The following is a 14,290-nucleotide window of genomic DNA, read 5'->3' on the forward strand; positions in this document are numbered from 1 at the left end:
GCCCAGTTGCTCCTTCACAGATGGCGGCGTCGGGTCGAGACGTGCCGTTCGTACAGCTCGCGTGCCTTGACCGCCGACGGTCGGGTCGCGGTCTCGGCCACGGGTACATCCCACCAGGCCTGCGCCTCGGGCGCGCCCGACACTGTGTCTGCCGTTTCGGTCTCCACGTAGACACATGTGGGGGTGTCGGCGGCGCGTGCCTCCGCGAGCGCGGTGCGCAGGTCACGGACGGTACGGGCGCGCAGCACCCGCATGCCGAGGCTCTCGGCGTTGGCGGCGAGGTCCACGGGGAGCGGCGCCCCGGTGCAGGCACCGTCGACGGAGGGGAAGCGGTAGGCGGTGCCGAACCGCTCGCCGCCCACCGACTCGGACAGGCCGCCGATGGAGGCGTAGCCGTGGTTCTGCACGAGCACCATCTTGATCGCGATGCCCTCCTGGACGGCCGTGACGATCTCCGTCGGCATCATCAGGTACGTCCCGTCGCCGACCAGCGCCCACACCGGCCGGTCGGGCGCGGCCAGCTTCACGCCGATCGCGGCGGGGATCTCGTAGCCCATGCAGGAGTAGCCGTACTCCAGGTGGTACTGGTCGCTGGACCGGGCCCGCCAGAGTTTGTGCAGGTCACCGGGGAGCGACCCGGCGGCGTTGATGATCACGTCCCGCTCGTCGACCAGGGCGTCCAGGGCGCCGAGGACCTGCGGCTGGGTGGGCCGGGCGTCGGGGTCGTGGGCGGCGTAGGCGGCGTCGACGCGCCGCTCCCAGCGCTCCTTGGCCCGGGTGTACCCGGTCAGGTAGTCGTCGTCGACCCGGTGGCCGTGCGGCCGCAGCCCGTCCGTCAGCTCGGTCAGGCCGCTGCGGGCGTCCGCGACCAGCGCGAGCCCGGCCATCTTGTGACCGTCGTGGGGGGCGATGTTCAGGTTGAGGAAACGGACGTTCCCGTTCGCGAAGAGGGTGTGGGAGGCGGTGGTGAAGTCGGTCCAGCGGGTGCCGACGCCGATCACCAGGTCGGCGGCGCGGGCCAGCTCGTCGGCGGTGGCGGTGCCGGTGTGGCCGATCCCGCCCACGTCCTGCGGATGGTCGTACGGCAGGGAGCCCTTGCCCGCCTGGGTGGAGGCGACCGGGATGCCGGTGGTCTCCGCGAACTCCGCGAGGGCGGCCTCGGCGCGGCTGTGGCGCACGCCGCCGCCCGCGACGACCAGGGGCCGCCGGGCCGCGCGGATCGCCCGGACGGCCTCCGTGAGTTCGGCCGGGTCGGCGCCGGGCCGCCGTACCACCCAGGTGCGCTCGGCGAAGAACTCCTCCGGCCAGTCGTACGCCTCGGCCTGCACGTCCTGCGGCAGGGCGAGGGTGACGGCGCCGGTCTCCACCGGGTCGGTGAGCACCCGCACGGCCTGGAGGGCGGCCGGGATGAGCGCTTCCGGGCGGGTGATCCGGTCGAAGTAGCGGGACACCGGGCGCAGGCTGTCGTTCACCGACACGTCCCCGGCGTACGGCACTTCGAGCTGCTGGAGCACCGGGTCGGCGGGGCGGGCGGCGAAGGTGTCGCCGGGCAGCAGCAGCACGGGCAGGTGGTTGATGGTGGCGAGGGCGGCTCCGGTGACCAGGTTGGTGGCGCCGGGGCCGATGGAGGTGGTGACCGCGTGGGTGGACAGGCGGCCCGACTGGCGGGCGTAGCCGACCGCCGCGTGCACCATGGACTGTTCGTTGCGGCCCTGGTGGTAGGGCATGACGTCGGCGTACTCGACGAGCGCCTGCCCGATCCCGGCGACGTTGCCGTGGCCGAAGATCCCCCAGGTGGCGCCGATCAGCCGGCGGCGTTCGCCGTCGCGTCGGGTGTGCTGGGCGGCGAGGAAGCGGACGAGTGCCTGGGCGACGGTGAGCCGGACGGTCATCGGTATACCCCTGTGGTCTCTGCGTGGTCCGGGTGGAAGCGGATCCGCCACTCCCGGGTCCGGCCCGGGCCCGCCATGACGTTCAGGTAGTACATGTCGTGGCCGGGCTGGGCGACGGACGGCCCGTGCCAGCCGTTCGGCACGAGGACGGCGTCGCCGGAGCGGACCTCGGCGAGCACGTCGGCGCCGCCCTCACGGGAGGGGAACACCCGCTGGTAGCCGAAGCCCTGCGGGCCGTCGATCTCGAAGTAGTAGATCTCCTCCAGCTCGGTCTCCTCGCCGGGCCGGTGCTCGTCGTGCTTGTGCGGCGGGTACGACGACCAGTTGCCGCCCGGGGTGATCACCTCGACGGCGATGAGCCGGTCGCACGCGAAGGCGTCGGCGGAGGCGAAGTTGCGCACCTGGCGGGCGCAGCTTCCGCTGCCGCGCCGCTCGACGGGAACCTCCGGCGCGGGGCCGTAGCGGGCGGGGAGTCGTCGCTCGCACTTCGCTCCTGCCAGGGCGAAGCGGCCTCCCGCGCCGGAGGCGATCTGGGCCCCGGCATCCCGGGGGACGTACGCGAAGTCGGTCACGGAGGCGAACACGTCCGCGCGGCCCCGGAGTTGGAACACCTCACCCGATGTGCGCACGGTACAACCGCCGCTGAGGGGAAGCACGATCCATTCGCTGTCCCCGGCGGCGAGGTCGTGCGTCCCACCCGGTCCCAGCTCGACGATCCGCAGGCTGCTGTAGGTCCAGCCGGCCCGCTCCGGGCCGATGGCCAGCGCGTGCAGCGCGTCGGCGGTGGTGCCCTCCGGGACGTACAGCTCGTTCGGCTTGTCGCTCATGCGGCCCTCACAGCAGTCCTACGGCGGTGTCCACGGCGGCGGCCACGTCGCCGTCCGCCGGGTACAGCAGTGACCGGCCCACCACCAGCCCCCGCACGGTCGGCAGCCGCAGGGCGCCGCGCCACTTCTCGTACGCCCGGGCCTGGTCCGCGGCGGAGCCGGAGACCTCTCCGCCGAGCAGCACGGCGGGCAGGGTGGAGGTCGCCATGACCCGGGCCATGTCGTCCGGGTCCTCGGTGACCGGCACCTTGAGCCAGGTGTAGGCCGAACTGCCGCCCAGGCCCGAGGCGATGGCGATGGAGCGGGTCACGGCGCCGGCCGACAGGTCGTTGCGCAGCCGTCCGTCCGCGTCCCGGCGGCTGATGAAGGGCTCGACGAACACCGGGAGGCGGCGGGCGGCCATCTCGTCGACGGCGCGGGCGGTGGACTCCAGGGTGTTGAGGGAGCCGGGGTCGTCGTAGTCGATGCGCAGCAGCAGCTTGCCGGCGTCGAAGCCGAGCCGCTGGATGTCCTCGGGGCGGTGGCCGGTGAAGCGGTCGTCGAGTTCGAAGCGGGCGCCCTGGAGGCCGCCGCGGTTCATCGAGCCCATGACGACCTTGCCGTCCAGGGCACCGAGCAGCAGCAGGTCGTCGAGGATGTCGGCGGTGGCGAGGACCCCGTCGACGCCGGGGCGGCTCAGCGCCAGGCAGAGGCGTCCGAGCAGGTCGGCGCGGTTCGCCATGGCGAACCTGCGCTCACCGACGCCGAGCGCGCCGCGCGCCGGGTGGTCGGCGGCGACGATCATCAGCCGGCCGTTGTCCGTGAGCAGGGGTCTGCGGATGCGCCGGGCGGCGGCCTCGGCGATCGCCTCCGGGTGCCGGGTGCGGAGGCGGACCAGCTCGGGCACGTCCACGGGCGGGATGCGGGCGGCGGGGACACCCGCGGAAGGGACGCCCGCCGCGGCGGACGCGGACGCGGAGGCGCCGGTCCCCCCGTCGGGGGGCGCGTCACCGCCGGCCGCGCCGCCCGTCTCGTCGGCGGACGCGGCCGCGCCGGGCGGGTGCGCGCCGGTGGCCGCGGCGCCGCCCGCCGCGTCCGGTGTCCCTCCGGGCTCGTGGTGCGGGCTGGTCACCCGGCCCGCCCTCACAGCACCGCTCCCGCGGTCAGTGCCGCCTCGATCTCGTCCGCGGTGGGCATGGCCGAGGAGCACTCCAGGCGGGAGGCGACGATGGCGCCGGCGGCGTTGGCGTAGCGCATGGTCCGCTCCAGGTCCCAGCGTTGGAGCAGCCCGTGGCAGAGGGAGCCGCCGAACGCGTCCCCGGCGCCGAGACCGTTGAGGACCTTGACCGGCAGCGGGGGCAGCTCCGTCGACCCGCCCCCGCTGTCCACGGCGAGGACCCCCTCGGGCCCCTGTTTGACGACGGCCAGCTCGACCCCGGCGTCCAGCAGGGCGCGGGCGGCGGCGTGCGGTTCGCGCACGCCGGTGGCGACCTCGACCTCGTCCAGGTTGCCGACCGCGACCGTGGTGTGGCGCAGGGCCTCGGCGTAGAACCGGCGGGCGGTGCCCGGGTCCTCCCAGAACATGGGACGCCAGTCGAGGTCGAAGACGGTGGTGCCGGCCCTGGCCCGGTGGGCGAGGGCCGCGAGCGTCGCCGTACGGCTGGGCTCCTCGCTCAGGCCGGTGCCGGTGACCCAGAGGATCCGGGCCTCGCCGAGGGCGTCCAGGTCCAGCTCGTGGGCGTCGATCTCCAGGTCCGGGGCCTTGGGCTGCCGGTAGAAGTAGAGCGGGAAGTCGTCCGGCGGGAAGACCTCGCAGAAGGTGACCGGGGTGGGCAGTCCGGGCACGGCGGTGACCCAGCGGTCGTCCACGCCGAAGTCGCGCAGCGCCTGGTGGAGATAGGCGCCGAACGGGTCGTCACCGGTGCGGGTGATCACGGCGGTGCGCCGGCCGAGCCGGGCCGCGGCGACCGCGACGTTCGCCGCCGACCCGCCGAGGAACTTCCCGAACGACGACACCTGGGCGAGCGGGACACCGGTCTGCAGCGGGTAGAGGTCCACTCCGATCCGCCCCATCGTGATCAGGTCGTAGGCCATCGGCTTCCCTTCGTCACGGCTCTCCCGGCTTTCTAGCCCCGCCTGCCGAGCCCTGTCAATGTTTTGTCCGGACATTCGGACGAGCATGCGAGGCCGCATCCGTCCACCCACGGGCCATCGTTACCGTTTATGGCCATTGCGTCACAAATGCTTCCTCCCCGTCACACATGTCGCGTCCGTGTGCGCCCTCGGTCACACCTGGCCGACATGCCGCCCTCACGGTCACTCAGCGTCGTTCATCGGGCACAGGCTTGGTGATCGCCAGCGCAGCACCCGGTCCCCCCGGCGGCCGTTCCGGCCGCCGCCGTGGTGCGCGCAGGGAGGTGCACTTCATGACCGACCGAAGGCTCTGGTCCTACAAGGACATCGCGGCGCACATCCGGGTGCAGCCGGACACCGTGCGGTCCTACCGCAAGCACGGACTGCTGCCCCCGCCCGACCACGTCGAGGGCGGCAAGCCCTACTGGTACTCCGACACCATCCGCGCCTGGGTCGCCGCCCGCCCCGGCAACCGCCCCCGCAGAGACCGCTGACCGCCGGGCGCCGGCGACGGGCCGGGGCGGGGCGCCGGGGAAGGGCCTGGGCGCCGGGGAAGGGCCAGACTTCACCGCCGCTCGACTCCACGCCCACGACGCCCCGGTTGGGGCACTCACCGCCCGGCCCCACCACGGCCCGTACGCCACCGGAGGCCCCAACAGCCCGTAACACGCGCACAGTTGAGGGATTCGGGGCCGGACGCGGCGCCCCGGCGGGGCTCTCGCCCCGCGTGCCGTCCGGTGGCCGCCGGGGGCGGGTCGCTCCATCGTTCGAGGCGTCACACATCCCGCTGAAAAACCGGCGACACAGCGCCCACCGATCGCGCACGGCTCCCCCTTGATCAAGCTGGTGTCTTCTGCGAAGGAGACGCCACTGTGCGAATTTCTGACATTCAGCGCTGCGAGGTCCGGCCCGGACGGCTCGTCGAGTGGACGTTCAGCCCGGCGACCATCGCGGCGGCGGCAGCGCTGCCACCGGACCCGCGACCGCCCGCGTACATCCAGGAGTCGCACGTCAGAACGGCCAGGTCGGTACGTGACGACGGACTGTTCGTACCGACCTGGCTGGGCACGGCTTTCGACCTGCCGGGCCGCGCCGACCTCGACGCGCTGGAACGGGCGCTGCGCGACTGGACCCTGCGTCACGAGACGCTCCGCAGCGGCTTCCGGTGGGTCGGCGACGACATGCACCGGTTCACGCTCGCCGAGAAGGACGTGGCCCTGCAACGCGAGGAGGTCGGCGACTTCGCCGACGCGGACGCGCTGGTCCGCTACCTGCAGGACCGGTTCGACGTCGCGGCGGACGCGCTCGGCTGGCCGAACCTCATCTACGCGGCGGTCCTGCGCGACGAATCCACCAGCGTGTACATGGCCTTCGACCACACCAACGTCGACGCCTACTCCCTCCAGCGCATCCCGGAGGAGATCCACGACCTCTACACGGCGGGCGTCACGGGGCGGCCCGTCACCGGCCCGGCCGTGGGGAGTTACGTCGACTTCTGCGGCCAGGAGCGGGCGGACGCGGACGGGATCGACGACACGCACGCCATCGTGGCCCGCTGGCGGGAGTTCATCGGCCGGTGCGGCGGGCGGCTCCCGGAGTTCCCCGTCGACCTCGGACTGCAGCCCGGCGGCGTACTGCCCGCCCAGAAGCTGATGTGCGAGCCCCTCCTCGACGCGGACGCGGCCGCCGCGTTCGAGGAGCACTGCCGGCCCTACGGCGGCAGCCTGGTCGGCATCCTCGCCGCGACCAGCCTGATCGTCCACGAACTCGGCGGGCAGCCGTACTACCGCACGGTCGTCCCGTTCCACACCCGGCTGAAGTCCGCCTGGTCGGACTCCGTGGGCTGGTACGTGGGCGGCGCACCGATCGAGGTGCCCGCGACGCGGGACTTCGGCAGTGCCCTCACCGCCGTCCGCTCCGAGCTGCGGGCCAACCGGTCGCTGGCGCGCATCCCGCTGGCGCGCGTACTGCGCCTGCTCGGCTCGGACTTCCGCCCGACCTCCCCCGACCTGCACTCGATCGTGTCGTACGTCGACGCCCGCCTCATCCCCGGAGCGGCCCGCTGGGCCGAGAAGAAGGCGTACGGGCTGATGCGGGTGTCGTACGGCGACCAGGTGTGCGTCTGGGTCAACCGGCTGCACGAGGGCCTGTGGCTCGCCTGCCGTTACCCGGACACGGAGGTGGCCTACCGGAACGTGCGGCTGTACGTCGAGGGACTGCGCGAGCTGATCGCCTCCGCGCCGGCCCGGGACCGGCTCCAGGTCTCGGAACCGGCCTTCTCCTGACACAACTGTTCGCCACTTCCCCCGTGTTGGTGTCGCGCGCCCCCGCACCCGACACCCCCGCACCTCGCACGCGGACGCACGCGGGCCGCAACTCCCGTGCAGAAACGGCGATTTGGCAGTCGATCGACGCATTCGCCACCTCTTGCCACCCTCGCGACACAGATGTCAGGCGTGAAACCAACTCGTCCGTTACTGCTAGTGTTTGTTCAGTAACGCTAGGCAATCAGTCTCGTCTGACGAGCGAAGAACCGAGGGTTCCATGCGCAAGTTTCAGCAGGTCGTGATCGCAGCAGTGGCCGCCGGCGGACTGTCGGCCATCGGCGCCGGCACCGCCACCGCCGGCACCTCCGACGAGGGACTGCAGGTGGCCAACCTGTTCCGCCCTTACCAGGAGTGCAGCCCGCAGACGGTGGTCGAGAACAACGTCCCGATCGGCGTGCTCGGCCTCGCCGGCACCCTGGACACCACCTGCGACCAGTACAACAACGCCTTCAACGGCTGAGTTCCACGGCGCCATCGCGCGCGGCGCACGGAACGGGGCCCTTCGAGCCACGCTTCGAGGGGCCCCGTTCGGCGGCCGGGCGCCCGAGCGTCCACGACACAGCCCGGCGCGGTCGGCGTCCGGGCACACGGTGCCCGCAGGACGGGCACCCCTACAGAGGGACACGCATCACATGTTCAGCACGAGAAAGGCCGCGGCCGTCTCGGGCCTCGTCGGCGGCCTCGTCCTGGCCTGCACCGGCATCGCCCAGGCGCAGGCCGCGAACCCGGGAGCCTGCACACGGGACGTCCTGGGCAACATCACCTGCAGCCAGCACATCACGGGCGTCATCCCCGAGAACGGCGTCATCCCCCACCAGGAGACGTGCCAGCCGGTGCAGCCCGTGACCCTGCCCGCCGCCACGGGCACCGGCGTGATGCGGGTCGGCCCCAGGGTGACCTGCTCCCAGGAGACGGGGCGCGCGCCCGAAGCGGCGGACGGCAGGCCGTAGCCGGCCGGCACGGCTCCGGCTCCGCGGCACGGGCGGTCCGCCGTCAGACGCCCTACTACATAAGGGGGGCCGCGGCGACATGGGGACACAGATCCCGAAGTTACTACCCAACGTATGTATAGGCTCACTTTCAGTAGTCGAACCAGGTGGTCAGCCTGGACGAGAAAGGGTCAAACATGCGTAAGTTTCAGCGCGCTGCGGTCGTAGCGGCGACGGTCGTGGGGCTGTCCGCCCTCGGCGCCGGTGTCGGTTTCGCCTACGAAGGGCACGACGCGGCTCCGGCGGTCACCGCCGTGGCCAACTCGTCGGCGAAGGCCGTTGCCTTCGGCGGCGGCTTCTACGCTCAGGCGGCCCACCCGGAGCTGCAGCCGGTGGCCCAGCCGGCCGCGCAGCCCGTCGCGCAGCCGGTGGCCCAGCCCGTCGCGCAGCCGGTGGCCCAGCCCGCCGCGCAGCCCGTCGCCCAGCCGGCCGCGCAGCCGGTCATCCTGCCCGCAACCCAGGCTCAGCCGCAGGCCCAGCCCGAGGGCCCGCAGTACACCGAGGCTCAGCCGCAGGCCCAGCCCGAGACCCAGCCGTTCGTCGAGGGCCAGCCGCAGGCCCAGCCCGAGGGGCCCCAGTACACCGAGGCTCAGCCGCAGGCCCAGCCCGAGACCCAGCCGTTCGTCGAGGGCCAGCCGCAGGCCCAGCCCGAGGGCCCGCAGTACACCGAGGCTCAGCCGCAGGCCCAGCCCGAGGGCCCGCAGTACACCGAGGGTCAGCCGCAGGCCCAGCCGGAGGAGCCCCAGTACGCCGAGTACCAGGGCGAGTGAAGACGTGCCGAGGGCTCGCCCCTCGGCGCCCAGGGCGTGTCGAGTGACACCCCGTGGTGAGAAACAGCCCGGACGCGCGGCGATCGGCCAGTGCGCGTCCGGGCTTCCGCCATCCCGCCTCCGGCCGCGGCACGGCCGGGCGCGGGATGCTCTGTTCCGCTCCTCTCGGGCCCGGGCGCACGCCGGTCAACGGCACAGGCGCCCGGGCCTCCGTCGTAAAGGAAACCAGCACATGTTGACTCTGCAGAAGTTCGTCACCGTCTCGGGGCTCGTCGGGAGTCTCGCCGCGGTGTGCGTCGGGGCCGGACACGCGTACGCGGGCGAGAAGCCGGGCGAATGCCGGACCACGGAGCAGGGTGGCACCGTCTGCGTCCGCAAGAGCGAGACGCACGTCGAGAAGGACGGCACGTACACCATCCGGCAGTCGCAGAGCTGCACCGTGGCCGACCGGCCGCGCGTGGTGCTCCCGGAGGAGCGGCTGATGGAGGGCGGCTCCGCCAGGATCGGGGAGCGCATCGACTGCTCCAACAGGGCCGAGCTGCCCGAGGGATTCAGGAAGCCGAGCATCAAGCGCTGAGAGCACGGCCGGGCAGAAGCCGGGCCGGGAGGGATCCCGGCCCGGCATCGCCGTGCCCCGCGGCATGTCCGCGCGGGAAAAAGGAAATTTCCGGTGCCCGGCGGACCGCCGGACACCGGGAACGGGTGTCGCCTTACTCGAAGCTGTTGTTGCAGCCCATCTCGGAGCCGAGCTCGGTGAGCTGGGCACCCGGGTTGCCCTCGCCGTTCACCGCGTTGCCCAGCACACCGTTGAGGATGCCCACGTTGCCGAGGACGTCGACGTTGGCGTCGTGCGACCGGCAGATGCTGCTCTGCGTGATGTCGAAGCCGTCGCCGCCACCGGCGTGGGCGGTGCCGGCGCCCAGGAGCCCGACGCTTCCGAGAGCCGCGACGAGGACGGCAGCCTTGCGGATCTTGCGCATGTCATCTCCAGTGAGGTGAGGTGGGTGCGATCTGTCGAAGATCGCCGTTCATGCAGTCACGGGGACTGCACTGGTGCTGCATGCGCATGGTCCCGGCACCCAACCGATGCCCGGTGCCGGGACCATGCGCGTTCTCAGCGCCCGTGCGCCGAGGAGGCTCTTAGAAGGCGCTGTTGTTGCAGCCCGCCTCGGAGCCGAGCTCGGTCAGCTGGGCGCCCGGGTTGCCCTCGCCGTTCAGCAGGTTGCCGCCGAGGCCGTTGAGGATGCCCACGTTGCCGAGGACGTCGACGTTGGCGTCGTGCGACCGGCAGACGCTGCTCTGCTTGATCTCGAAGCCGTCGCCGCCACCGGCGTGGGCGGTGCCGGCGGCCAGGAACCCGACGCTTCCGAGAGCCGCGACGAGGACGGCAGCCTTGCGGATCTTGCGCATGTCATCTCCAGTGAGGTGAGGTGGGTGCGATCTGTCGAAGATCGCCGTTCATGCAGTCACGGGGACTGCACTGGTGCTGCATGCGGACGGTCCCGGCACCTACCCGATGCCCGGTGCCGGGACCATGCGCAGTTGCAGCGCCCGTGCGCCGAGGAGATCCTCAGAAGGCGCTGTTGTTGCAGCCCATCTCGGAGCCGAGCTCGGTGGACTGGGCGCCCGGGTTGCCCTCGCCGTTCACCGCGTTGCCCAGCAGGCCGTTGAGGATGCCCACGTTGCCGAGGATGTCGAGGTTCAGGTCGTGCGACTTGCACTGCGAGCTCTGCGTGATGCTGAACTTGTCGCCGTCCTTGCCGTCGTTCGCGTGGGCCGTGCCGCCCACCATCCCGATGGTGCCGAGGGCAGCGACCAGGACGGCAACGTTGCGAAGCTTGCGCATTTCTTCTCCGATGGTGAGTCCGTGCGATCTGAAGCAGATCGACCTCTTACAGTTACGAGAGACTAGAGCGAATCCCCGCAAAACGGACAGCGGCGCGCCGTTTTCGCGGCGTCGAAGCAGAAGCACCCGAATGTCGCAACGCATGCGCACGGGCCCGTCGGTCGGGATACCGAGGGCCCGTGTCCGGTGCCGGTGTTACGGCCGCGGGAAGCGCTACTGACGCATGGCGGTCGCGTTGGCGAGGGAGTTGGCCTGGCTGTTGGCCTGGGTGCAGTCCACGCCCCGGGTCTGGGCCGCGGCGAGCACGGCGACCGGGATGTTCGCGTCGAGCAGGGTCTGCGGGCTGCACTCCTGGTACGGGCGGAACAGGATGTTCTGGTGCACCGGACCGCCCTCCTGCGACTGCGGGGCCTGCTGCGTGATCTGCGGGCTGAGCTGCGGGTTCAGCTGCGGGTTGACCTGCGGGGCCACCTGGGTGCCGCGCTGCGGCGCGGGCTGCTGCGGGGCCGCCTGCCGCGGGGCCAGCGAGCCGTAGGTCTGCGCGGTCGCCTGCGAGGAGGTGGCCGAGGCGGCCCGGGCGTCCGACTGCGAGACGGGGGACGGCGCGCCCCCGTTGTGCGCGGCGGGCGTGGCGGCGGAGCTGGGGCCGGCACCGACGGCGGACAGACCGCCGGCTGCTGCGACGACGAGCGCGACCTGCTGAAGCTTGCGCATGGGATCCTCGGCCCTTCTTGACCTGTGGACGGAACGGATGAATGCGGCGGCGAAGGAATCGCCGCTCGGCTCCGTGGGGAACGAGGCGGGCGCGGACTCAGATACGGCCGCCGTACGGGGGGTCACCCATTTGCCGCAGAGGCGTGCGCGGCGCGGGAGTGCCACGCCGGTCGGCAAACGGGTGACGGGTTCTCAAAGCCGTGACCACGGCGCGGGATTCCTCGTTCCAACGGGGAAAGGGCAGCGGCCGTCGATCCGAAAAGGCCCGGGGGATTCGCTGCCGCCTCCGACGCGAATCCGCGTGCAAATCAGCAACCACCGTCGCTGACCGTGCAGTTCGACCACCGCACCGGCCGCACGCGGCACCGCGCTGAATGCAGTGTTTCAGGTATCGAAGGGCCGAGGGTTTCATGCGCAAGCTTCACAAGGCCGCGCTCTTTGTAGCGGCGGCCAGCGGTCTGTCCGTCATCGGCGCCGGCGTCAGCCATGCCGACGCTCCCGTCGGACCCGGCGGTCCGGCTCCGGCTCCGGTGCCGGCGCCCGAGTACCCGGCCCCCCAGGCCGCACCCGTGGCGCCCGCTCCCCAGTCGGTCCCGCCGGCGCCACAGCAGCAGACCGGTTACGCCGCCGCGACGGCCACGTCGCAGGGCACGGCGCAGGCCTCCACCGCGCCGTACCCCCAGCAGGCGGCCCCCGCGCAGCCCGTGCAGGCGGCCCCCGCACAGCCGGCGCAGGTGGTGCCGCAGGTCATGCCCCAGGTGATGCCGCAGGTCGCCCCGCAGGTGGCCGTGCCGCAGGCGTTCGGCCCGGAGCCCCCGATGTCCGTCGCCCCGCAGGTGAACCCCCAGGTGAACCCGCAGATCAACCCGCTCGTCAACCCGCATGTCACCCCGGGGAGCGTGCCGGAGCTGACTCCGGTCGGCCTCGGGCAGATCGCGGCGCCTCCCGTCGGCCAGCTGGGGCTCCCCCAGCTCGGCTGACGGCCTCCCGCACTTCCGCACGACCGACTCGATCTGGTGCAGATCGTCCCTCAACCAACGGAGAACCCATGCGCACGTTCCACAAGGCAGTCCTCGTCGGCGCCATGCTCGGCACCGTCGGCTCCCTCGGCGGCAACACCGCCTTCGCCCACGGCGAGCCGGGCCACGACCTCGACATCACGCAGGGCATCGAGTGCCGTTCGCACGACATGAACATCGAGGTGATCGGCAGCCTCGGCGTCCTCACCGGCCTGGCGGGCAACCTGCTGAACGGCGAGGGGAACCCGGGTGCGCAGCGCAGCCACCTCGGTTCCGAGATGGGGTGCAGCAACCAGGCGTTCTGACGCCTCGCCGTCCTCGGCCCCGGGCACGCACGGACCTTCCCGGTCCGTGCGTGCCCTTCGTGCAATGGGCGTGACCGCTGGGCGGTCCCCGGCCGGGCCGGGGAGGGAAACGCGTCGGGCCCCAGGAGACTTCACGGTGTCTCCTGGGGCCCTTTGACGCGTCCGGACCGATCAGGGGGACCGGTCCGCACGGCAGCTCCGACGTCGGTCAGCGGGTGCGGCCCGGGCTGAAGCGGCGGTAGAGGATCCCGCCCGTGACGATGAGGGCGAGGCTGCCCGCGAGGGCGGGAGCGGTGAGGTCCGCTCCGGTGTGGGCCAGCGAGGGTCCCATCGCGTGGGGGGCGTCCGGGGTGTGCGGGGCCTGCGGTGCGACGTGGGACCGGTCCGGGGCAGCCGGGGGCTTGGGGGCCCGGGGCTTGGGGACCGCGGTGTGCGAGATCTCCTCGTCACCGTAGCCGTTGACCGACTCGTTGCCGACGGCCGGGTTGCCGACGCCGACCACGTTGACGCTGTTCCCGGAGACGTTCACCGGCACATCGACCGGGAGCTGGAGGTTGTTGCCCGACAGCACCCCGGGGGAGCCCTCGGTGACGCCGTGCGCCGATGCCCCTCCGGACCCGGCCGACCCGCCGCCGGCCTTCGCCCCGCTGCCCTTCGCCGCGCCGCCGGCCTTGGCGGCGTCGGTCTTCTTCGCGCCCTCGGCCTTCCCGCTGTCGCCGTTCACGCAGGTGTTGCCCGCGGCCGGGTTGAGCAGCCCCACGATGTTGACGGTGTTGCCGCAAACGTTCACCGGCACGTGCACCGGTACCTGGAGGGAGTTGCCGGAGAGCACCCCGGGCGAGCCCGCGGCCGTACCGTCGGCGCTGGCTCCGTCGGCCGCGAAGGCGGCGGACACCGGGAACGCCACGGCCATCGCGCCGGAAGCGGCGGCGACGGCGATCACACCGTTTCGGGTAGTCCGTCTCATGGGTTTCCTGCCTTCCTGACTTCTTCGCGGGCACTCACCCGCACCCCGTAAAACGGACGTGGACCATCCGGAGTTATGGCGTGGTGTCCTCCAGTTACTCCAGTTAGTGACTGATGTGCCCGCGCGAGGCGGCCACGACGTTGAATCCATACCCCCTAGGGGTATAGTGTGGAGTGCATGGGGTTCCCCCCGTGGTCCCCACCGGACCCATACGCCTCGACGAGGAGTAACGACATGACTGCCCAGACCGACACCCAGGGTTCCGTCACCACCGTCTACAAGGTGACCGGGATGAGCTGCGGACACTGCGAGGGCTCCGTCTCCGCCGAACTCACCCAGCTCCCCGGTGTGACGTCGGTGCGGGCCGTCGCCGCCACCGGCGAGGTCACCGTCGTCTCCGAGGCGCCGCTGGACGAGGAGGCCGTGCGCGCCGCCGTCGACGAGGCCGGCTACGAGCTGGCCGGCCGCGCCTGAGCCGTACCGCACACGTCCCCGGCACCGGACCGTGCGCGACCGCCGATA

Annotated in this window: 18 protein-coding genes; 9 read left to right on the forward strand and 9 right to left on the reverse strand. The window is 72.2% G+C overall.

Annotation, left to right across the window (positions count from 1 at the left end):
- Positions 1 to 14: 14 nt before the first annotated feature.
- From iolD to iolC, 4 genes are read right to left on the reverse strand one after another with little or no spacing between them, the layout of a single operon-like run.
- Positions 15 to 1,892, reverse strand: a complete 1,878-nt coding sequence (gene iolD, locus SGLAU_RS12240) for a 3D-(3,5/4)-trihydroxycyclohexane-1,2-dione acylhydrolase (decyclizing) (RefSeq protein WP_043500978.1) — start codon at positions 1,890 to 1,892, stop codon at positions 15 to 17.
- Complete coding sequence (iolB, locus tag SGLAU_RS12245) at positions 1,889 to 2,719, reverse strand: 5-deoxy-glucuronate isomerase (RefSeq protein WP_043500980.1); 831 nt, start codon at positions 2,717 to 2,719, stop codon at positions 1,889 to 1,891. The genes iolD and iolB overlap by 4 nt, the downstream gene beginning before the upstream one ends.
- A 7-nt stretch (positions 2,720 to 2,726) precedes the next feature.
- Positions 2,727 to 3,845, reverse strand: a complete 1,119-nt coding sequence (locus SGLAU_RS12250) for a deoxyribose-phosphate aldolase (protein WP_412556228.1) — start codon at positions 3,843 to 3,845, stop codon at positions 2,727 to 2,729.
- Positions 3,842 to 4,792 (reverse strand): 5-dehydro-2-deoxygluconokinase, encoded by a 951-nt coding sequence (iolC, locus tag SGLAU_RS12255; protein WP_043500982.1) that lies wholly within the window; start codon positions 4,790 to 4,792, stop codon positions 3,842 to 3,844. The genes SGLAU_RS12250 and iolC overlap by 4 nt, the downstream gene beginning before the upstream one ends.
- Positions 4,793 to 5,124: 332 nt before the next feature.
- On the opposite strand from iolC, the gene SGLAU_RS12260 reads away from it, so the two are divergent.
- The 6 genes from SGLAU_RS12260 to SGLAU_RS12285 all read left to right on the forward strand — a co-directional run bounded on the left by SGLAU_RS12260 (position 5,125) and on the right by SGLAU_RS12285 (position 9,494).
- Entirely contained in the window at positions 5,125 to 5,325 is a 201-nt protein-coding gene (locus SGLAU_RS12260; RefSeq protein ID WP_043506551.1) for a helix-turn-helix transcriptional regulator, read from the forward strand.
- A 378-nt stretch (positions 5,326 to 5,703) separates the two neighbouring features.
- Positions 5,704 to 7,116 carry a condensation domain-containing protein gene (locus tag SGLAU_RS12265; protein WP_043500984.1) on the forward strand — a complete coding sequence of 471 codons (1,413 nt, stop codon included), beginning with the start codon at positions 5,704 to 5,706 and terminating at the stop codon, positions 7,114 to 7,116.
- Positions 7,117 to 7,375: 259 nt separating this feature from the next.
- Entirely contained in the window at positions 7,376 to 7,618 is a 243-nt protein-coding gene (locus SGLAU_RS12270) for a hypothetical protein (protein ID WP_043500987.1), read from the forward strand.
- Between the two features lie 172 nt (positions 7,619 to 7,790).
- Positions 7,791 to 8,108, forward strand: coding sequence for a hypothetical protein (locus tag SGLAU_RS12275; RefSeq protein ID WP_043500988.1), 318 nt, complete (start codon positions 7,791 to 7,793; stop codon positions 8,106 to 8,108).
- Between the two features lie 176 nt (positions 8,109 to 8,284).
- The gene (locus SGLAU_RS34410) at positions 8,285 to 8,917 is read left to right on the forward strand and encodes a hypothetical protein (RefSeq protein WP_159072776.1); all 633 of its coding nucleotides are present in this window, start codon (positions 8,285 to 8,287) and stop codon (positions 8,915 to 8,917) included.
- Positions 8,918 to 9,149: 232 nt separating this feature from the next.
- Positions 9,150 to 9,494 carry a hypothetical protein gene (locus SGLAU_RS12285; RefSeq protein WP_052413726.1) on the forward strand — a complete coding sequence of 115 codons (345 nt, stop codon included), beginning with the start codon at positions 9,150 to 9,152 and terminating at the stop codon, positions 9,492 to 9,494.
- Positions 9,495 to 9,627: 133 nt separating this feature from the next.
- Here the strand turns inward: SGLAU_RS12285 and SGLAU_RS12290 are convergent, their stop codons facing one another.
- The 4 genes from SGLAU_RS12290 to SGLAU_RS12305 all read right to left on the reverse strand — a co-directional run bounded on the left by SGLAU_RS12290 (position 9,628) and on the right by SGLAU_RS12305 (position 11,477).
- Complete coding sequence (locus SGLAU_RS12290) at positions 9,628 to 9,897, reverse strand: hypothetical protein (protein WP_043500991.1); 270 nt, start codon at positions 9,895 to 9,897, stop codon at positions 9,628 to 9,630.
- 160 nt (positions 9,898 to 10,057) lie between these two features.
- Positions 10,058 to 10,327 (reverse strand): hypothetical protein, encoded by a 270-nt coding sequence (locus tag SGLAU_RS12295; protein WP_043500993.1) that lies wholly within the window; start codon positions 10,325 to 10,327, stop codon positions 10,058 to 10,060.
- A 160-nt stretch (positions 10,328 to 10,487) separates the two neighbouring features.
- Positions 10,488 to 10,763 (reverse strand): hypothetical protein, encoded by a 276-nt coding sequence (locus SGLAU_RS12300; protein WP_043500995.1) that lies wholly within the window; start codon positions 10,761 to 10,763, stop codon positions 10,488 to 10,490.
- 213 nt (positions 10,764 to 10,976) lie between these two features.
- A complete protein-coding gene (locus SGLAU_RS12305; protein ID WP_043500996.1) occupies positions 10,977 to 11,477 on the reverse strand; it encodes a hypothetical protein in 501 nt (166 codons plus the stop codon).
- A gap of 410 nt (positions 11,478 to 11,887) precedes the next feature.
- Here SGLAU_RS12305 and SGLAU_RS12310 point away from each other — a divergent pair, with 410 nt between their 5' ends.
- Both SGLAU_RS12310 and SGLAU_RS12315 read left to right on the forward strand, forming a co-directional pair.
- On the forward strand, positions 11,888 to 12,457 hold the full coding sequence (locus SGLAU_RS12310; RefSeq protein ID WP_043500997.1) for a hypothetical protein: 570 nt from the start codon (positions 11,888 to 11,890) through the stop codon (positions 12,455 to 12,457).
- 68 nt (positions 12,458 to 12,525) lie between these two features.
- Positions 12,526 to 12,801: a hypothetical protein gene (locus SGLAU_RS12315; RefSeq protein ID WP_043500999.1), complete on the forward strand. Its 276-nt coding sequence runs from the start codon at positions 12,526 to 12,528 to the stop codon at positions 12,799 to 12,801.
- A 208-nt stretch (positions 12,802 to 13,009) separates the two neighbouring features.
- Here SGLAU_RS12315 and SGLAU_RS12320 read toward each other — a convergent pair whose 3' ends face one another.
- On the reverse strand, positions 13,010 to 13,768 hold the full coding sequence (locus tag SGLAU_RS12320) for a chaplin (RefSeq protein WP_099052800.1): 759 nt from the start codon (positions 13,766 to 13,768) through the stop codon (positions 13,010 to 13,012).
- Between the two features lie 234 nt (positions 13,769 to 14,002).
- Here SGLAU_RS12320 and SGLAU_RS12325 point away from each other — a divergent pair, with 234 nt between their 5' ends.
- Complete coding sequence (locus tag SGLAU_RS12325; RefSeq protein WP_043501004.1) at positions 14,003 to 14,242, forward strand: heavy-metal-associated domain-containing protein; 240 nt, start codon at positions 14,003 to 14,005, stop codon at positions 14,240 to 14,242.
- The last annotated feature ends 48 nt before the right edge of the window (positions 14,243 to 14,290 follow it).

The sequence above is a fragment of the Streptomyces glaucescens genome (genome assembly GCF_000761215.1).
Taxonomy (GTDB): domain Bacteria; phylum Actinomycetota; class Actinomycetes; order Streptomycetales; family Streptomycetaceae; genus Streptomyces; species Streptomyces glaucescens_B.

Bases quoted from the DNA above. Each gene is read 5' to 3' on its own strand.
- SGLAU_RS12290 (WP_043500991.1), bottom strand. From the start codon at position 9,897: ATGCGCAAGATCCGCAAGGCTGCCGTCCTCGTCGCGGCTCTCGGAAGC.
- SGLAU_RS12300 (WP_043500995.1), bottom strand. From the start codon at position 10,763: ATGCGCAAGCTTCGCAACGTTGCCGTCCTGGTCGCTGCCCTCGGCACC.
- SGLAU_RS12325 (WP_043501004.1), top strand. From the start codon at position 14,003: ATGACTGCCCAGACCGACACCCAGGGTTCCGTCACCACCGTCTACAAG.
- SGLAU_RS34410 (WP_159072776.1), top strand. From the start codon at position 8,285: ATGCGTAAGTTTCAGCGCGCTGCGGTCGTAGCGGCGACGGTCGTGGGG.
- SGLAU_RS12270 (WP_043500987.1), top strand. From the start codon at position 7,376: ATGCGCAAGTTTCAGCAGGTCGTGATCGCAGCAGTGGCCGCCGGCGGA.
- iolD (WP_043500978.1), bottom strand. From the start codon at position 1,892: ATGACCGTCCGGCTCACCGTCGCCCAGGCACTCGTCCGCTTCCTCGCC.
- SGLAU_RS12310 (WP_043500997.1), top strand. From the start codon at position 11,888: ATGCGCAAGCTTCACAAGGCCGCGCTCTTTGTAGCGGCGGCCAGCGGT.
- iolB (WP_043500980.1), bottom strand. From the start codon at position 2,719: ATGAGCGACAAGCCGAACGAGCTGTACGTCCCGGAGGGCACCACCGCC.
- iolC (WP_043500982.1), bottom strand. From the start codon at position 4,792: ATGGCCTACGACCTGATCACGATGGGGCGGATCGGAGTGGACCTCTAC.
- SGLAU_RS12285 (WP_052413726.1), top strand. From the start codon at position 9,150: ATGTTGACTCTGCAGAAGTTCGTCACCGTCTCGGGGCTCGTCGGGAGT.
- SGLAU_RS12320 (WP_099052800.1), bottom strand. From the start codon at position 13,768: ATGAGACGGACTACCCGAAACGGTGTGATCGCCGTCGCCGCCGCTTCC.
- SGLAU_RS12260 (WP_043506551.1), top strand. From the start codon at position 5,125: ATGACCGACCGAAGGCTCTGGTCCTACAAGGACATCGCGGCGCACATC.
- SGLAU_RS12295 (WP_043500993.1), bottom strand. From the start codon at position 10,327: ATGCGCAAGATCCGCAAGGCTGCCGTCCTCGTCGCGGCTCTCGGAAGC.
- SGLAU_RS12305 (WP_043500996.1), bottom strand. From the start codon at position 11,477: ATGCGCAAGCTTCAGCAGGTCGCGCTCGTCGTCGCAGCAGCCGGCGGT.
- SGLAU_RS12315 (WP_043500999.1), top strand. From the start codon at position 12,526: ATGCGCACGTTCCACAAGGCAGTCCTCGTCGGCGCCATGCTCGGCACC.
- SGLAU_RS12275 (WP_043500988.1), top strand. From the start codon at position 7,791: ATGTTCAGCACGAGAAAGGCCGCGGCCGTCTCGGGCCTCGTCGGCGGC.